22 protein-coding genes are annotated in these 14,131 nt (G+C 52.5%); 18 read left to right on the top strand and 4 right to left on the bottom strand.

The features are described 5' to 3' along the window. Positions 1-20: 20 nt before the first annotated feature. From HJG54_RS35310 to HJG54_RS35300, 3 genes are all read right to left on the bottom strand, one after another. Positions 21-842: a hypothetical protein gene (locus HJG54_RS35310; RefSeq protein WP_316437269.1), complete on the bottom strand. Its 822-nt coding sequence runs from the start codon at positions 840-842 to the stop codon at positions 21-23. Positions 843-844: 2 nt separating this feature from the next. Beyond that, the gene (locus HJG54_RS35305) at positions 845-3,295 is read right to left on the bottom strand and encodes an AAA family ATPase (protein WP_316437268.1); all 2,451 of its coding nucleotides are present in this window, start codon (positions 3,293-3,295) and stop codon (positions 845-847) included. Between the two features lie 87 nt (positions 3,296-3,382). Next, positions 3,383-3,715 carry a hypothetical protein gene (locus HJG54_RS35300; protein ID WP_316437267.1) on the bottom strand — a complete coding sequence of 111 codons (333 nt, stop codon included), beginning with the start codon at positions 3,713-3,715 and terminating at the stop codon, positions 3,383-3,385. Positions 3,716-4,003: 288 nt separating this feature from the next. Between HJG54_RS35300 and HJG54_RS35295 the strand changes: the two genes are divergently transcribed. From HJG54_RS35295 to HJG54_RS35255, 9 genes are all read left to right on the top strand, one after another. Then, on the top strand, positions 4,004-4,276 hold the full coding sequence (locus HJG54_RS35295) for a helix-turn-helix transcriptional regulator (protein WP_316437266.1): 273 nt from the start codon (positions 4,004-4,006) through the stop codon (positions 4,274-4,276). Between the two features lie 72 nt (positions 4,277-4,348). Further along, positions 4,349-4,579, top strand: a complete 231-nt coding sequence (locus tag HJG54_RS35290) for a hypothetical protein (protein ID WP_316430709.1) — start codon at positions 4,349-4,351, stop codon at positions 4,577-4,579. Beyond that, the gene (locus HJG54_RS35285; RefSeq protein ID WP_316430711.1) at positions 4,570-4,761 is read left to right on the top strand and encodes a hypothetical protein; all 192 of its coding nucleotides are present in this window, start codon (positions 4,570-4,572) and stop codon (positions 4,759-4,761) included. Before HJG54_RS35290 ends, HJG54_RS35285 begins: the two co-directional genes overlap by 10 nt. Positions 4,762-4,771: 10 nt before the next feature. Continuing rightward, positions 4,772-4,930 (top strand): hypothetical protein, encoded by a 159-nt coding sequence (locus tag HJG54_RS35280; RefSeq protein ID WP_316430712.1) that lies wholly within the window; start codon positions 4,772-4,774, stop codon positions 4,928-4,930. A 70-nt stretch (positions 4,931-5,000) separates the two neighbouring features. Beyond that, positions 5,001-5,249, top strand: coding sequence for a type II toxin-antitoxin system HicB family antitoxin (locus HJG54_RS35275; protein ID WP_316437265.1), 249 nt, complete (start codon positions 5,001-5,003; stop codon positions 5,247-5,249). 3 nt (positions 5,250-5,252) lie between these two features. Further along, positions 5,253-5,471 carry a type II toxin-antitoxin system HicA family toxin gene (locus HJG54_RS35270; RefSeq protein ID WP_316437264.1) on the top strand — a complete coding sequence of 73 codons (219 nt, stop codon included), beginning with the start codon at positions 5,253-5,255 and terminating at the stop codon, positions 5,469-5,471. A gap of 24 nt (positions 5,472-5,495) precedes the next feature. Further along, the gene (locus HJG54_RS35265; RefSeq protein WP_316437263.1) at positions 5,496-5,678 is read left to right on the top strand and encodes a hypothetical protein; all 183 of its coding nucleotides are present in this window, start codon (positions 5,496-5,498) and stop codon (positions 5,676-5,678) included. Between the two features lie 98 nt (positions 5,679-5,776). Next, positions 5,777-6,325 carry a hypothetical protein gene (locus HJG54_RS35260; protein ID WP_316437262.1) on the top strand — a complete coding sequence of 183 codons (549 nt, stop codon included), beginning with the start codon at positions 5,777-5,779 and terminating at the stop codon, positions 6,323-6,325. Positions 6,326-6,402: 77 nt separating this feature from the next. Continuing rightward, positions 6,403-6,876, top strand: a complete 474-nt coding sequence (locus HJG54_RS35255) for a hypothetical protein (RefSeq protein ID WP_316437261.1) — start codon at positions 6,403-6,405, stop codon at positions 6,874-6,876. Positions 6,877-7,008: 132 nt separating this feature from the next. Here the strand turns inward: HJG54_RS35255 and HJG54_RS35250 are convergent, their stop codons facing one another. Next, positions 7,009-7,209 (bottom strand): hypothetical protein, encoded by a 201-nt coding sequence (locus tag HJG54_RS35250; RefSeq protein WP_316437279.1) that lies wholly within the window; start codon positions 7,207-7,209, stop codon positions 7,009-7,011. Between the two features lie 148 nt (positions 7,210-7,357). Between HJG54_RS35250 and HJG54_RS35245 the strand changes: the two genes are divergently transcribed. From HJG54_RS35245 to HJG54_RS35205, 9 genes are all read left to right on the top strand, one after another. Next, positions 7,358-7,660: a hypothetical protein gene (locus HJG54_RS35245; protein ID WP_316437278.1), complete on the top strand. Its 303-nt coding sequence runs from the start codon at positions 7,358-7,360 to the stop codon at positions 7,658-7,660. Between the two features lie 14 nt (positions 7,661-7,674). Further along, positions 7,675-10,092 (top strand): hypothetical protein, encoded by a 2,418-nt coding sequence (locus HJG54_RS35240; RefSeq protein WP_316437277.1) that lies wholly within the window; start codon positions 7,675-7,677, stop codon positions 10,090-10,092. Between the two features lie 12 nt (positions 10,093-10,104). Next, entirely contained in the window at positions 10,105-10,299 is a 195-nt protein-coding gene (locus tag HJG54_RS35235; protein ID WP_316437276.1) for a hypothetical protein, read from the top strand. 2 nt (positions 10,300-10,301) lie between these two features. Further along, positions 10,302-11,117: a hypothetical protein gene (locus tag HJG54_RS35230; RefSeq protein WP_316437275.1), complete on the top strand. Its 816-nt coding sequence runs from the start codon at positions 10,302-10,304 to the stop codon at positions 11,115-11,117. A gap of 107 nt (positions 11,118-11,224) precedes the next feature. Beyond that, positions 11,225-11,758, top strand: coding sequence for a hypothetical protein (locus tag HJG54_RS35225; RefSeq protein ID WP_316437274.1), 534 nt, complete (start codon positions 11,225-11,227; stop codon positions 11,756-11,758). Beyond that, positions 11,758-11,997, top strand: coding sequence for a hypothetical protein (locus HJG54_RS35220; protein ID WP_316437273.1), 240 nt, complete (start codon positions 11,758-11,760; stop codon positions 11,995-11,997). The genes HJG54_RS35225 and HJG54_RS35220 overlap by 1 nt, the downstream gene beginning before the upstream one ends. Continuing rightward, positions 11,997-12,335 (top strand): hypothetical protein, encoded by a 339-nt coding sequence (locus HJG54_RS35215; RefSeq protein ID WP_316437272.1) that lies wholly within the window; start codon positions 11,997-11,999, stop codon positions 12,333-12,335. The genes HJG54_RS35220 and HJG54_RS35215 overlap by 1 nt, the downstream gene beginning before the upstream one ends. Beyond that, entirely contained in the window at positions 12,336-13,733 is a 1,398-nt protein-coding gene (locus HJG54_RS35210) for a hypothetical protein (protein WP_316437271.1), read from the top strand. Next, positions 13,730-14,053 carry a hypothetical protein gene (locus HJG54_RS35205; RefSeq protein WP_316437270.1) on the top strand — a complete coding sequence of 108 codons (324 nt, stop codon included), beginning with the start codon at positions 13,730-13,732 and terminating at the stop codon, positions 14,051-14,053. Before HJG54_RS35210 ends, HJG54_RS35205 begins: the two co-directional genes overlap by 4 nt. Positions 14,054-14,131 lie beyond the last annotated feature (78 nt).

The following is a 14,131-nucleotide window of genomic DNA, read 5'->3' as shown; positions in this document are numbered from 1 at the left end:
GACTCGCTCTCTCGCTTTCTTTACGTTTCTAAACTAGGTGGCTGAGGGCGATCGGCTCGGTTCAGCAATCGCTCATAGGCGCGTTGGTGAATATGTCCATCGATCCATTGCTGGTAGATGTCGTTGTGCACTTCAACCGAGTGCCCCATCTGCTTTGCCGCTAAGGCATCCTCTAGCCCATACTCCAGAGTTCTGATTGCCCAAGCGTGGCGGAGGTCGTAGAGCCGAAAGGGGCAGCCGATTTCCCAAAAGTGCCGCGTGGCTGAATGTCCGATTTGGTCGTTCCGTCTGTTCAGGTTCACGGCGGGCAAGATCGGATTAGCAAGATTGAATTGCTCATACCATTCCGGGTGAAACGCCCAGACCCGCCGCTCTCCGGTTTTGCCCTTCAGCACCCACAGCACGCGATCGCCACTGCTCAGGCGCTCATAGTCTACAAGGAACGCCTCGTGGGGTCGTAGGCCATAGGTGGCAATCAGTCCTAAGATGAATCGCCAGCCGGGATTGTCCAGCGAGCGCCAGTAGTTGATGATCAGGGCGTCGCTGGGGATGTCTCTGGGTTTAGGTCGTTTGGGGCTGTAGTTGCCCTGGTAGGGGGTGGGGTCATACTTGACCCGTGCGAACTTAGCGATTTGTTTTGTGACCATACAGGCTCGTCTGCGGGATTTGGTATTGGGTGAAGTGGATACAACAATTTGATGCAGCAGGGCTGCGGTGAGCGGTTCTTCTGGCGGCAGAAGCTTCAAAACTTTCCAATAGTCAGTTGTCCAAGTTGTTTGGGACCGACCACGCTGATAGAAATCCTCTTGAAACCGCTCAATCCAGTAGCGGCAGGTTCTCACCGTTAACTAGAACCTCCACGCTCGATGAATCGAAGCTGGTCAGGCCGGTAGGAGCGATTGACGACCCATCGGGCTGCTCTAACTGTCACCTCATCGTTAGTCACCTCTTGAACGGTGGCACGGCTGCCATAGAACCGCCCCTCGATAATTTCCACCCGATCACCGGGCTGCAAGTTGATCGATCCGAGTGGTTCGTTCGTACTAGCTTCGGGGTTTGTCAAATAGCTGTCAAATAGGCGATCACACGCTGAATCGCTTGCGGTGTATGGTTTTGACCCTGATCGCTCAAAATCGGTGTCAAATAGATGTCCAATAGGCAAAACGCTTGCTGTGTCTAGCTTTGAGGCTATTTTGGGCCTATATTTGACAACTTTTTTCCTGGAAACAGCGCCAGGATCGATCAAAGTGTCACATGTGCCAGTTTGATCGATGATCGATCCTGAGGCGTCAGAAAAAAAATCATTTTTTGTCAAATATCCCCCTCTATCGCAGTCGCTGTCTGGATTTGGCCTATTTGACACGCTATTTGACAGTCCAATAGTGTCAAATAGCGTTTTTGCCTCCTCAAAAATGGCTAGACGGTAGGTATACGAACGCCTTCGGCCCTCTTTGACCACCTTTTCGCCAGCAACGTCTGATGCTTGCAGTCGCTCTAAAGTTTTGTAAAGGGACATCTTAGGAATGCCTAGATCGGCACTCATCTGATCGATCGTCGCTATTTGACAACTCTTGAGGTAATCGATCACCTGTTGGGTTTGGGAGCCGTTGAAGGTTGGGTTCCATTGACCGAGTAAGCGCCAAGTGAGCGTATTGGCATCGAGAACCACATTCAGGTCATGCTTGCCCCATCCGTTCTCGGCCATTAGCCGGTAGTTGCGGTCTCCTGCTGCCAGGACAATCGAGCCGCGGCAAGTGGCTCGGATGGCGCTAGAGCCACGAATCGTGTCAAATGGGTCAATGGTTCCAGCATTGTCGATAGAGACTTTGCCCGTATGGTGAACCAGCAGAATGCAGATGTCGAGTTCCTCGGCCATCTCTTGCAATGGCTCTAGCAATTGGCTCATCTCGGCTGAAGATTCCGAGATCTGGCTATCTTTCACCCGCGAGAGGGTGTCAATCACAATCAGCCGCGGCTGAATTTCCTCGGCTAGCTCTCGCAGGTGGTTCAGTTCGGAGAGCTTGAATTTTTTGAGCCACGCCACGGGTAAGCCTCGCTCCCACCCTTGCGCCAGTTCCCGTTCTTTTGTTTTGGAGTCGCCATCTTCTTTGCGGATGTAGATGACTGGCCCTTGCAGCACTGGGCGATCCATGAACCGCTCACCTGCCGCCACTGCCTTGGCCAGGGTCATCGCCAGTAGACTTTTCCCGGTCCTGGGTCCTGCTGCCAGTAGAAATAGCTCATTGGTGGTGAGCAGGTCGGGCACAAGCCAATCGGTGTACTCTGGAGCGTTGTCTAGTAGGTCATCGTTCCATTGCAGGTGTGCTCTGAGCGGGTTATCTGTTTTCGCTGGCTCGTCTGTGGCTGCTACAGCCCGATTCGCGGCCTCTAGGAAGTCCTCTAGCGTGAAGCCGTGATTGAGGGCATCAGAGACGTCCCAGCCGTGAATCTGGCAGGTTTGGGGCATGGGTACTAGAGCGATTTTGCCGCGCTCGCCTAACGCTTGCGCGAGCTTGGTGGCTCCCTTCTCTCCGGGAATCGTGCCGTCTTTGAGCGGTTTGTCGTTGCGGTCGTAGAAGATTACGACCTCACCCGGTAATAGCTTCAGCTCGCTGGGTGGAGGGACCGCACTACAGCCACAGGTGAAGCTTGCCACGGCAATTGGTAGTTCGGCCTGCCGGACCTGCCAGCCCAGCATGATTGCGTCCCATTCTCCCTCACATAGCCACGTTGCTTCAGCCTCAGCAGGCAGCCAGGTGAACCACACCTTCGCAGGAATGCCCTTCTGCACCCAGGGTGAATACTCTGGGGGTTGCTCCGATTCAGCGATCCACGGTTCAACCCGTTTCTTTTGGTAATAGCTGGTGCCGTCGGCATTGGCTGGAATGGGGATGGAAATCGCTGGCTTCATTTGCCCGCCACAGGCCGATCGCGTCAAGCCCAATTGATAGCGGCGAATCATCCCATCACTGATGCCCCTGTTATTGAGCCACTTCCGAGCGGTTGCGCCTGCGGGGGAAATCAACCGCTCGTAGGCTTCCCTCACCTTTTGGGGCGTGATGGTGACAGCCGGTGAACGAGCGGGAGCTGCCAGGGCTGCTGGTACTTGTTTGTCTTTGGGGGCACCCAGGGCGGCTCGAATTTGCTCTGGCGTGCAACCGCGATGGCATTTATAAGCGCCATCGGTGCCAGGAATCAGTGCTAGATTCTTCTTGAGCTTTCCTTCGAGCGCACAGCATGGGCAAACCGCCCGACCCTTGGGGTCGAATTCCGTATAATCCGTGATTCTGAACATGGGGATCCCTTGGTATATGTTGCAATCAAGGAAAAAAAAGACCAAAAAAAAAGGGGCTGACACCTGGGTATCAGTCCCTGTTCTCTTTTAAAACGGCGTGTCGTCAGCGTCTTTCGTTGGGTCTGGGGCTGGTGGCCCAAACGCTTGCTGAACCTGAGCGCGGAAAGTCTCAAAGGTGTTGAACGTATCGGGATTGATACTCCAGGTCAGAACCGCGTTCCATTGCTGTTCGGTGAGGGAAAGGGTCAGCGGTTTGAGTGGAGTCGCCTCAAAGTCTGGGCATTCAGTCAAAAAAGGGGCTAACGCTTCAAACAGGTCGGTTTCACCTCTCCATCGGTGCAGCTTATACCAAGCTTTCCAATAGTCAGGTCTGATGGCACAACCGAGGCGATCAAAGAAACGGCATTGGGGACATTTCATCTGAGTTATACTCCTAAGTAATTGGAAATTTGCATGCCGCTTCCCGTCTTCGATCGGGGGGCGGCTTTTTAGTTGCCTCTTTCAAGGCTCCGATACGTTTGAACCTCGCACCTGTTGACAGGGGACGCGATGATGTTGACAGAGCAGGGCCAAGCCTTCGCCCGGAGTCAAGTCCTGCTCTGCTTATGTCCAACTATCAGGTAGTTGGCTACCTAAAATATTAGGTAGTTGACTACCGTAAGTCAACTACCTAATATGAGTGATGACAGAGTTAAACGGAGGACTGGGTTGAAAGCACTAAGAGAACGGGTTGATTTAACTCAAGCTCAGTTCGCTTACGCTGTTAACGCTACAGAGAAGGCTGTACGCAATTGGGAAAACGGAGGTGCTATTCCTAGTTTTGATAAAGCAGTGGCAATGGCAAAAGTTCTGAAGGTTTCCCTCAAGCGTTTAGCACAAGAGTTTGAGCTGGACGTTGATGGTATTCCAGATCTCGAAGAACAAAGCGCTGAGACTGATTCCAACAATCCCAGCGCTTCAAATAGTGACGATTTGAACTAGTTTCAGAGGCAGGAGCCACTAACTCCTGCCCCTTTTACCCCCAAGTAACGTACCTACTCAGGAGCTATATCTATGGATAACTCAAATCTGTTCAATCTGATTAGCACTCGCTTAAATGCGATGGGCTATGTGGTGCGGCAATCTCCCAGCTCGCCTAATTGTTGGTATGCCAGTAAGTCTGAGTTTGAATATCTGTTTGCTTTAATTCGAGAGGGAGATCGGTGGCGCGTCAATGACATCTCAGGACGCGGCGCGCTGGAGCAACCCAGAATCGAACGGGAGTTGAACGACTCATGCAACTAGATAAGAACCCGTGGAAGATTTACCGCAACGGTAAGCTAACGGCTGAGGTAGCAGATTATGCAACAGCAAAACGAGTATTAAAGGCACTCTCGCGTGCATTTCCTAGAGACTCGTTTGTGACCAGATATCAAGGCAAGTCGATTAGCCATTGTACAGACGGTGGTAGAGCAATTGATGGGTAGGGGAGAGGCAATGACAAATCATGACGTGCATACCATCGTTGTCGATCAGGGCAAGCGGCAGATCGAGATTAAGATTCCTGTGCCCTTGCCCAAAGCAGACAAAGAGCGATTGAAAGCGTTGTTGATCACGCTGGTGGATCTTGCTCTAGAACCACCAGAGGAGACTTAGGATAGAGGCAGAGGTGAACGTCCTCTGCCCAATTACCCCCAAGTAAACTAACTACTTAGGAGCTAATTCAATGATACTAACTGACTATATTCGGGCTGCAATGAAGCAAGCCACTTACGAACTGCTAGAAGACGGCACATTCTATGGAGAAATTCCAGCTTGTCCTGGTGTGCTCACGAATGCAGACACATTAGAAGACTGCCGGGAAATGCTGCAAGATGCCCTCGAAGGGTGGATCATTCTAGGTTTGCGGCTGGGCCATGAAATGCCAGTGTTAGAGGACAACAGCCTCAGTATCGAATTAAAGGAGGTTGCTTAGATTATGCCTCCGATTGCGCCAATCAGCTTGCGCGACTTGATTTACTACTTAAAGCAGTGTGGGTTTGAGGGTCCATACCCCGGCGGCAAACACCAAAACATGGTGAAAGGCAGTTTCAAGCTCACCATCCCAAACAAGCATCCAGGAACGATCGGTAAACCTTTTCTGCTCAAACTGTTGAAACAAGCTGGCATTAGTAAAGAAGAGTGGGAAGCGTTATAAACAAGCAAAGCAACAGGAGATGACATGATTTACAAATCTATCAGTTACGGACGCACGAAGAATTTCGGCAACTATCAGAGTGAACGACTGGATATCACGATTGAACTTGAGGAGGTGGATGATCCGGTTGAGGAACTGGAAAAATTGAAAGCGCTTGTTTCTAAGCAGCTTTATCCACCAGGGGAACATCAAACTGAAGCGTTTTAACGCTCTGTAAGAACGATTTGGCGAACCGTTAGGCGTGAGGATAAAAAAGGGCTTCGCGCCTTTTCTATGTCTATTCAACAATGAGTTAAAGTAAACCTATGATTGAGGATTTTGATTTCAACCTGATTGGAGCAAAGTTAGAGCAAGCTGAAGACATTGATATCAAACTTCCGCCGATATCTGCATACTTCCTGGTCGCACTCATTCAATTAGCGCTTAGACATCCTAGTCTGAGAGCGGAACATCGTCCTGTGTATGACAATGGTAAGGCTATTGCAGAACTGCTGCTTGCTCGACTGAGTCAAATCGATCTAGAGATAGCCCGATCGCTAGAGACCGGATGGGATGAATCGCTCGATATGTCTGATCAAGATTTTCAGCAAGTCCGGCAAACTGGCGACTTGCCACAGCGCAACTACTCCCAGCTCGGAGAAGAAGTTCAAAGAGAAGTTTTTGTAAACTGTGTGGCGTTAACAATCGCCTGCGATTCCTTAGCGCAAATCACTAACACCAGTCGTGAGTTTTGGGTAAATCACTTGAGGAAACAGGCCGTTCCAATAGCAGAGGCAACCCCAATCGAACAAGTTAGAGCAACGTTGGCGCAGCTAGATTTTGTACGGGATTTTGAAGGGTACTCCCAACCGTAAACACTGGGAACGCTAAATAAAGCCCCTACTCACCTCTCGGAGCAGGGGCTTTTGTCTACCTAGAGCAGAGTATTCCCATGATTGAATTCATTACCATCGGCCTGTTTGGCCTGATCGTTTTGTTGTCAGTCCTGCTAATTAGCGAAGTGCATAAACAGCGTCAGCAGCGAAGATCTCCTACCCCTACACCCTTCCTCTCAACCGCTCAATGGTTTGCGATTGGAGCATTGCTTGTTAGCTACCTTCTCTACAGTTTCACTGCCTCACTATCGGTTTCTGCTGCCATTCTGCTGATCTCTCTGTACTTGGTACAACTCAAACCCCAACAGCAACCGAACTACGATCAGCCCCGGTGCCAGCCTTCATTCCAGTCGAGGACTAAAACTCTCCCTCCTCACCATCCACTCCGCATCAAGTTATTAACGATGGTGGGAGGTGACGTGGGAACGGCAAATCGATTGTTGCAACAATGCCAAAAGAATCATCCCGGCATGGAAACCGAATGGTACTTTGACAAGGTTATTTATGACCTCATCCGCGATCGGCGGTAGTCCGATGCCTGCCAAGAAGAGCAGTGTGCCCAAGCCTGACTGCTACGGAGCGCAGACAGTCAACCCTGAACCCCTGATTCTCTCGTTTAGCGACCCCATCAACGCCAACGAAAGAATCAGGGGTTCAGACTATCACCGCAGGGTAATATAGTCCGATTTTAGGTCAGCGAGGCTTTCTGGTGAGTCTGGCTTCATATGGACATTGATTGCCACTCTGTAAGTCCCAGACAGCGCCCCAATGGATGACGCTTCAACATTGGCAACCGAGCGATAGGTCTGGCACAGCGCAAACAGTTCACGCAAAAACTCTTCTTGGTAGACGGAGAGAGCCACGGCTTTGACTAAAATATTAAGATTTATCTTTTCTTAATAGCAGCTTTTTTCACAGCTTAGAGGGGTGTCCTCAGTAAAACTTCCTAACTCTTAATCCTAAATTTACAAATTCGGGAACTTTAGGGATGACGAATTAAGGAATTAGCTGATGGTTGCGTTCACTAAAGGTCAAATGCCTAACTCAATCAATACCGTCGAAGGTGTGGCAGCCTGGGCTACTGCTCTACTGACCGCGCTTCACTTCCAGGACGAGATCCAGGAAGTGCCCGGAGCGGTTCAAAAGGTGGCTGTCTCTCAAGTGTTCCCCATTGAGAATCAAGGCGCGTATGAGTTGCGCTACGTCGGGCGCTGTTCGTTGCCGGTTAACCAAAACTTCCTAGGGGGAGGAAAGATCTGGGAGCGAGTCATGCCGCTTAGCAATGCTTCAATCCCCGCTGAGTACACTGCCTAAGTCTGGCCGAGCTAATGAGCGATATCGATACCTTTCGTCAGCAGCTCATCGATGCCACTTCGGATGACGCCATTCGGCGAGCCGCGGTGGAGCAGTCACGAGCGATTCAGAATCAGCGTGATTTCCTAGCGCGTGAGCAGCGGGCACTCCAGCGCTTGCGCAACAGGGGAGTGATTGGCCCTGCTGAGTTCAATGCTAGAAACCAGCGGCTAACCCGCAAGCTATCCCAGCCGGCTCCCCCAGCTCCCCCGCCAACCATCCCCCCTGCTGCCCCTGCTGGCCCTCGGTCGTTGAGCTTGCGTGGCGCTGGCGGTCAAGCGCTTGGCACCTTGCTAGAGGTGGGGCTACCCGTTCTAGCGGAGAAGGGAGGCAGCTACCTGGGCAATCGTGCCGGTCAAGGGTTGCGTGCTGTGGCTCCCCCCGGTTCCCCGGCTAACCCAATCGTCAAGGTTCCCCCGTGGTACCCGCCGGGTTGGCGGCCTCCTGGCGCTCGCCCTCTGCCTGCTCCCCAGTTCAACCCGATTCCCGGTGGGTTTCCCACCGAATACAAAGCACCGCCGCTCGGCCTCCCTCCCCTGCCTCCTGGCAGCCCTCCTAGGCGGGGTGCTCCCCCCAGAGCCGGCGACCCGCCCACTCCAGCCGCTCCCCCCAAACCAGGACAGCCGCCAACTCCTGGCAGTCCGTTCTATGTTCCTAGTAACGGTCCTTTTGTAGCCCCCGATGCGCCTCCCGATGCTCCCGGCGCTCCGGCTGGCACGCCGGGTCCTCGGCCTCCTGGCCCGCCCTTCCGTGGTGGCCAGACGGCTGCTGCCTATCTGGTTCGGATTGACTATAAAGGCAACCCCCCAGACAGTCAGGATTCCTCTTACGAGGTGACGGTCTGGGGACCAATCGGCGGGCTGCAAATTATCCGACCTAGCGCGGGCAGCAATCCTGCCCGTGGCAGTGACTGCTATCTCCGCTGCCACGGAGATTTCAATTTTGGTGGCCCTCGCCTAGAAAACCAGATCGATAAGCTGATCAGCTTCACCTATGACGATGCGGGCACCTGGTCGATTGGCCTGATTCAAAAAATTCCCGGTACTGACCCTCTAGGGGATGAGCGCCCAGACCCCAACCCGCCGCCAGACCCAAACGGCCAACCCCGCCCCCGCCTCGCTCCCCCTGACGCCCCTCAGCCGTTGCCTCCCGATGCCCCTCCCGGACCTCGGCCTTATGCCCCGCCTCGGCTTGCCCCTCCCGATGCGCCCCCCGGCGCACCCGCTCCCAAGTCTCCCCCTGCCCCTTTCCCATTTGCGCCCCCCGGTCCATTGCCCTTCCCCCTACCGCTCGCTTTCCCCCTCGGTATGCCCGCGGGCAATCCCGGTCCTGGGGGGAAGCTTGCGCCTCCCGGTGCTCGCCCTGCTCCGGGGGCTCCGGGGGCTAGTCCTGCTCCTGGTAGTCGGCCAACTCCCTCACCTCAACCTCAGCCCCAACCTCAACCCCAACCCCAACCTCAACCCCCCGGTGGAGAGCCACCGACGCCCTTCTGTCGCTACTCGCCGTTTTTGGATCAGGTCATTCTAGACAACGCCAGAGCAAGTGTGCGAGAAGGGCAAATGGCAAATCAGCGAATTGAGAAAACCAATCGAGTCTTGAACTACATCCAAACCTTTCAGCTCGCTCGTATTGATCTCAAGCTCGGCCCGCAGCTCCCCAATGGTGGCATTAGCGGCAAGCTCGGCAAAATTGGACAGACAATCAGCAAAACTTGGGATTTCTTGCAGATTGATCGCGTGCTCTCGGTGCTCACCTACATCACGGTGCTGCACAACGCCTACATGCTGAGCAACAACCTGGCTCAGACGTTGTTTTCTGCTATCAGCACGGTCCTAGATGTGTTCGGCATTGAGCAGGAAGACGGCTCGCCCCTAAACGTGGGTCAAATCGTCGGTCGATGGACAGACCAATTCTTCAAGACTCTATTCGGGGTTGAAACGGTTGAAGGCATCAAAGCCGAGTGGAAAAAATACAACCGCATCTATCAGGCAGCGGCGAACATCATCAACTCAATTCAATCCATCAGTTACAGCATCCTAGGCGCGCTCGAAGTCGTGGGCAACTACGTGGCTCTAATCGGCAACGCGGCCCGCAAGTTTGGCACCTTTGCCGAGAATGCCTACAACTGGATGAATCCCAACCTCAACTTTATGAACGGTCGATTCTTCCGGTGGTTGAACACCAGTCAGGAAGTAGTTGAGTCGATTGATGTTGTGGCTTCTGAAGCACTCTCAGTTCAGGAAACCGTTCGAGAGCTAGGCCGCCAGAAGCAGGAATTAACCAACCTAGTTGGCGCTGGGCAAGAGGCAACCACTAAAGCAGAAACCACAGCCAAACAGGAATCCCAATCCCCCAATATCACTCCCGCCGATCAAAACAGACCTGAATCTTAGGAGTTATTCGTCATGAGCCAAGCTCGATATACCGTTCTACTTACAGAAGCTCAGCTAGAGTTTCTGATCAACCTAATCAAAAACAGTGACGCCCAATTGCAACAAGCAATTGACGCCCTCAACGCTCCCAATGTGCGAACAGCCGCCAAAACGTTGAGGATTCTTCAGAGAGCACAAGATGAGATGTTTGAAAATATTGTGGAGTAACTATGGTTGCTAGTCCCTGGGAGCATTTGCAATCAGTATTGATGCGAACTCAAAACCCAATTGTCCGAGAAGAATTCAGAGACATCGTAGATGACGATGACATCAGTATTCCGCGTGGCAGTCTCAAGGTTGCCTGTTTGCTTCAAGATAACGACTCGGCAACTCAAACCATGCTGCGCTTAATGCTGTTCTATATCATCTTGCGCAAAGCTCAAGATTTGCAGGTTCCCATCTACGGCATTCCCGTGCCCAGCTTCCAGGAAGCTCGCAAATTTCGACCCCAAATTCAGCTCTACTTCCAAGAAGACTTTAATGATGTTGAACCGGGTTACTCGCCTGTTACAGGAGAGATTAGCTTCCGCCTCATGAATGAAAACGGTGAGACTCTAAATGAGACTGAGGCGAGGCAATATGCCAATCGGGTAAGAACTGCCTTCGCAGCTGGTGCTGGCTTTGTGTGGCGCAAAGGAAAACTGATGTGCAGCTATACCGACCGGGCACGCGGCTATCAGCTTCAGTTGCTCTGTAGAGACAAAGCTGAAGGGAAGCGGGTGATCGAGCAAGTGCTTGATATCCAAAATCACGCGCCAGACTGGAAATACCTAAACGTCTCAGAGAATGACCAGCCTACCGCTCGGTTCCCCACTCTGCCTCCCACCGACTTCATCTATGGCAAAAACCGCCGTTTGCCCAGACAGCGCCCTATTGCTGATGTGCGTTTTCAGTATGCGGTACTGCACATTCACGGTGTAAACCCGCCGATCGTCCTGGTAGACCGCTCTGGCATTTTCCGTAATCCTCTAGCTACAGTCGCTTGATGCGGTTTTTTGGAAAAACTGCCGGAAAGTCATATGACCTTCCGGCTGGAAATAATGAGGAGAAACGCGGTTAGTTTAGAGCCAACCTTTATTACCTTGGTCTTTCTATGCCTCGTCGATATTCTGACATCAATCGTGGTCCGCTGCTCCAGCAAGCCTACCAGCGTAGGCAGCAGTACCTTGCCCGTGATCTGGCTGAACGTAATGCAACCGCCCAAATTGGCACACGTACCAGCTCACCTACGGTGTTTGTGCTCGTGAAACCCTTTGGTGAAGATTTGGGAGCTGAGATCGACGGCTACCGAGTTCGCACTAATCAACGCAACCGTCAGCAGCTTGGGGATGACATTGGCAACCGCGCCAAAATTCCGGCTGAGGCAGATGAATTTCTAGTCAATGGCAATTACACGCCAGCCAAGCTCAAGCTGTTTGTGAAGACTTCCAGCTCTCCAGCTACTAGCCGGATTACCGGCATTCGTTACTTGCGGGCCAATGGTCAAAGCTACTCTCACCCGTTTGGTTCCAATGCGGCAACCGACCGGGAATTTTTGGCCTTCAATCAAATTGCAATCGGTCTGCGGAACGCCAGCCCAAACAACCGGGTTAGCTATTCGCCTGAGAAAATCTCAGAGGAACGCTAATGTTTGACCCCGCGAGCGCTTTTGACACCTATCTAACCCTCGATCCAGCTCTCACCCAAAGCGAACTAGAAGCTGAAATCGCTCGGCTGGTTCGGCGTCAAAAAGCAATCGCGGGCTTGCTCGATGGCACGGTTCCAGTCGATGTGGTGGAAGAGATGCTGTTTGAAGACCAGATCGACCCCTACGAATGGGCTGAAGTTGCTGAGCAAAACCTGATTTACCTACTGCAATCCTGCTAATGCCTTGGCGCAACCTGGGAACTGTTACCCTTCAAGAAAGCTGGTCGCTTACTCCTGAAGATTCGATTGGGGGTGAAGTGTTCCGTCTGACCCACCAAACCACGGTTGACCCCAGCATCAATAGCTGCTGGCTCAGCCGTTACTTTGTGGCTCCTGGGGATGGCGCTCGCCTCGCTCCGTGGATGCGGATCTATCCCTCAACCGAGCCGCAAATCATTAACTTGCCGTTACCCCAAAATTTTTTAGAGGCAGGTCAAGTTATCTTTTCGCTCCAATTTAAGTTGCGCTTCCCCTACTACCCTGTTCCGTGGCAAATCACTGTAGAGGAGTTTTTTTAGATGGCTTGGCAGTCTCTCGGAGAGTTCACTTTAACTCAGCAATGGCAATACACAGCTCCGGTCGCTGGGTTTACCTTCCGCGTTACTCCGGTTGGCGCTCCTTCCCTAGCCTTGCGAGGCGAAGCGGCGATTGCCATCCTGGAGGGCAACGAAATCTACCCACTGCAAGCGCGGCCTTTTCCCGGTGTCGGCGCAATTTTGCAATTGCCCACCTCTGTAATCGGGAACGATCAGCGGCTAGCGCTAAGGCGGACTGATTCCGCTCAGACACCTTTTGTGATCCAAGTGGAGATCCTAACCGGCTCATTCAGCGAGCAACTGCAAGCGCTAACCGATTCACCAGAGTTTGAGAATCCCCCTGGCTTCAGCAGTGTTCAAACGCTTGAAGAGGTTGAGTCCCTGGTCGGCGCGGCAATTACAGCCCATACCTCAGCTCCAGACCCCCATACCCAATACCCCAGTCTGACTGAGGTAGCCGAGGCGATCACTGGCGCGGTCGAGAGTCACATCGGAACTCAAAACCCTCATGCTCAATACGTCAGGCTGACTGAGTTTCAGCCGTTGCAATCTGCCGTTAGCCAGAACACACAGGACATTAGCGAGCTAGCCAGCGATGTTGATAGCAATCAGCTCGCCATCGCCAATCTTCAGACCACTACAGCCGATTTAGCAACCAATAAAGCTCCCCTTGTCCATACGCATCAAATTGCTCAAATCGACGGCTTGAGCACCACGCTCAGCGATCTACTCACTGACCTAGGGGGAAAGGTTTCCTGGAGCGAACTAGAAGATCCTCTAAATGCCCTGGATGGCAACGTAGGTAGCCTGACGACTCGCCTAGACTCGCTTGAGACTGACTTTGCTGGCCATACTCACCCGATGAATGAGGTTGTTGGCCTCCAAGACGCTCTTGATAGCAAAGCGCCTGTAGTTCATACCCACAGCACCAATCAAATCGACGGCCTTCAGGCGGCCCTCGACGGCAAAGCGCCTAGTAGTCACACTCACAGCTTTGGGCAGTACGAGCTTGTTTATGGCTGGTTCGGCATCTCTCAATCGATCAGCACCACGCTGGTTGACCTACAGGCTCTCGATACCACAGCTAACAACCTCAAGCTGGTAGGCTTTACCTACAACATCACAAATCGGGAATTAATCACCCCCGCAGGCGGCCTTTATCTAGTGGCCATTGCTGGCAGAGTCAATGACTTTACTAATGTCAACTCGCTAAGGCTCTCGATTTTTATCAACAATAACGAGGCTCTACGCTCGATCAACACCTATTGCGCCTTCCGAGTTACACCCATCGGCGCAAATGTTCCAGTACGCTTTCAAGCCTCTTGTGACCAGTCACGCACCTTAAATGCTGGTGCTTTCATTTGGAGAATTGGCGTATGACTCTGGCTGAGATTGCCCTTTTAGTTGGCGTGGCCGGTGGGGTTGCTGGACTAATTTCAGTGCTAGCCAAGCCAACCTTTTATCTATCCAACCTGAAGCGAGAGATTGAATCCCTAAAAGACTCGCAAGCTAGACAGCAAGCCGATTTCGATCACGAAATTGAAAAGCTACAGCTCGTCATGAATGGAGTGAGGGAGCGAGTTGAACACATCAACACGCGGGTTAGTGGTCAATTGAAAGAACAGGCAGGCACTCTCTCTGACCTAGAGAACTGGCTGACTAAAAACACTAGCTACGAGCGCCGTAGGTCTGGAAGTTGAGCGACAATTCATTACCGATTGCGTGGTTTCGAATTCCCCTGGGGGTATGCTGAAAGTCTTACAGAGAGCGGGTTTGAG

This window comes from Leptolyngbya sp. NK1-12 (genome assembly GCF_032598965.1).
Lineage (GTDB): Bacteria > Cyanobacteriota > Cyanobacteriia > Elainellales > Elainellaceae > Elainella.
The sequence above is the reverse complement of the archived record's forward strand: the minus strand, read 5'-3'. Positions and strand labels throughout refer to the sequence as shown.

What these genes read in the sequence shown, in the direction of transcription:
- HJG54_RS35210 (WP_316437271.1), top strand. Translation starts at nt 12,336, where the DNA reads ATGGCTTGGCAGTCTCTCGGAGAGTTCACTTTAACTCAGCAATGGCAA.
- HJG54_RS35215 (WP_316437272.1), top strand. Translation starts at nt 11,997, where the DNA reads ATGCCTTGGCGCAACCTGGGAACTGTTACCCTTCAAGAAAGCTGGTCG.
- HJG54_RS35205 (WP_316437270.1), top strand. Translation starts at nt 13,730, where the DNA reads ATGACTCTGGCTGAGATTGCCCTTTTAGTTGGCGTGGCCGGTGGGGTT.
- HJG54_RS35285 (WP_316430711.1), top strand. Translation starts at nt 4,570, where the DNA reads ATGCAACTAGATAAGAACCCGTGGAAGATTTACCGCAACGGTAAGCTA.
- HJG54_RS35240 (WP_316437277.1), top strand. Translation starts at nt 7,675, where the DNA reads ATGAGCGATATCGATACCTTTCGTCAGCAGCTCATCGATGCCACTTCG.
- HJG54_RS35245 (WP_316437278.1), top strand. Translation starts at nt 7,358, where the DNA reads ATGGTTGCGTTCACTAAAGGTCAAATGCCTAACTCAATCAATACCGTC.
- HJG54_RS35235 (WP_316437276.1), top strand. Translation starts at nt 10,105, where the DNA reads ATGAGCCAAGCTCGATATACCGTTCTACTTACAGAAGCTCAGCTAGAG.
- HJG54_RS35280 (WP_316430712.1), top strand. Translation starts at nt 4,772, where the DNA reads ATGACAAATCATGACGTGCATACCATCGTTGTCGATCAGGGCAAGCGG.
- HJG54_RS35230 (WP_316437275.1), top strand. Translation starts at nt 10,302, where the DNA reads ATGGTTGCTAGTCCCTGGGAGCATTTGCAATCAGTATTGATGCGAACT.
- HJG54_RS35265 (WP_316437263.1), top strand. Translation starts at nt 5,496, where the DNA reads ATGATTTACAAATCTATCAGTTACGGACGCACGAAGAATTTCGGCAAC.
- HJG54_RS35225 (WP_316437274.1), top strand. Translation starts at nt 11,225, where the DNA reads ATGCCTCGTCGATATTCTGACATCAATCGTGGTCCGCTGCTCCAGCAA.
- HJG54_RS35260 (WP_316437262.1), top strand. Translation starts at nt 5,777, where the DNA reads ATGATTGAGGATTTTGATTTCAACCTGATTGGAGCAAAGTTAGAGCAA.
- HJG54_RS35305 (WP_316437268.1), bottom strand. Translation starts at nt 3,295, where the DNA reads ATGTTCAGAATCACGGATTATACGGAATTCGACCCCAAGGGTCGGGCG.
- HJG54_RS35270 (WP_316437264.1), top strand. Translation starts at nt 5,253, where the DNA reads ATGCCTCCGATTGCGCCAATCAGCTTGCGCGACTTGATTTACTACTTA.
- HJG54_RS35220 (WP_316437273.1), top strand. Translation starts at nt 11,758, where the DNA reads ATGTTTGACCCCGCGAGCGCTTTTGACACCTATCTAACCCTCGATCCA.
- HJG54_RS35300 (WP_316437267.1), bottom strand. Translation starts at nt 3,715, where the DNA reads ATGAAATGTCCCCAATGCCGTTTCTTTGATCGCCTCGGTTGTGCCATC.
- HJG54_RS35290 (WP_316430709.1), top strand. Translation starts at nt 4,349, where the DNA reads ATGGATAACTCAAATCTGTTCAATCTGATTAGCACTCGCTTAAATGCG.
- HJG54_RS35255 (WP_316437261.1), top strand. Translation starts at nt 6,403, where the DNA reads ATGATTGAATTCATTACCATCGGCCTGTTTGGCCTGATCGTTTTGTTG.
- HJG54_RS35275 (WP_316437265.1), top strand. Translation starts at nt 5,001, where the DNA reads ATGATACTAACTGACTATATTCGGGCTGCAATGAAGCAAGCCACTTAC.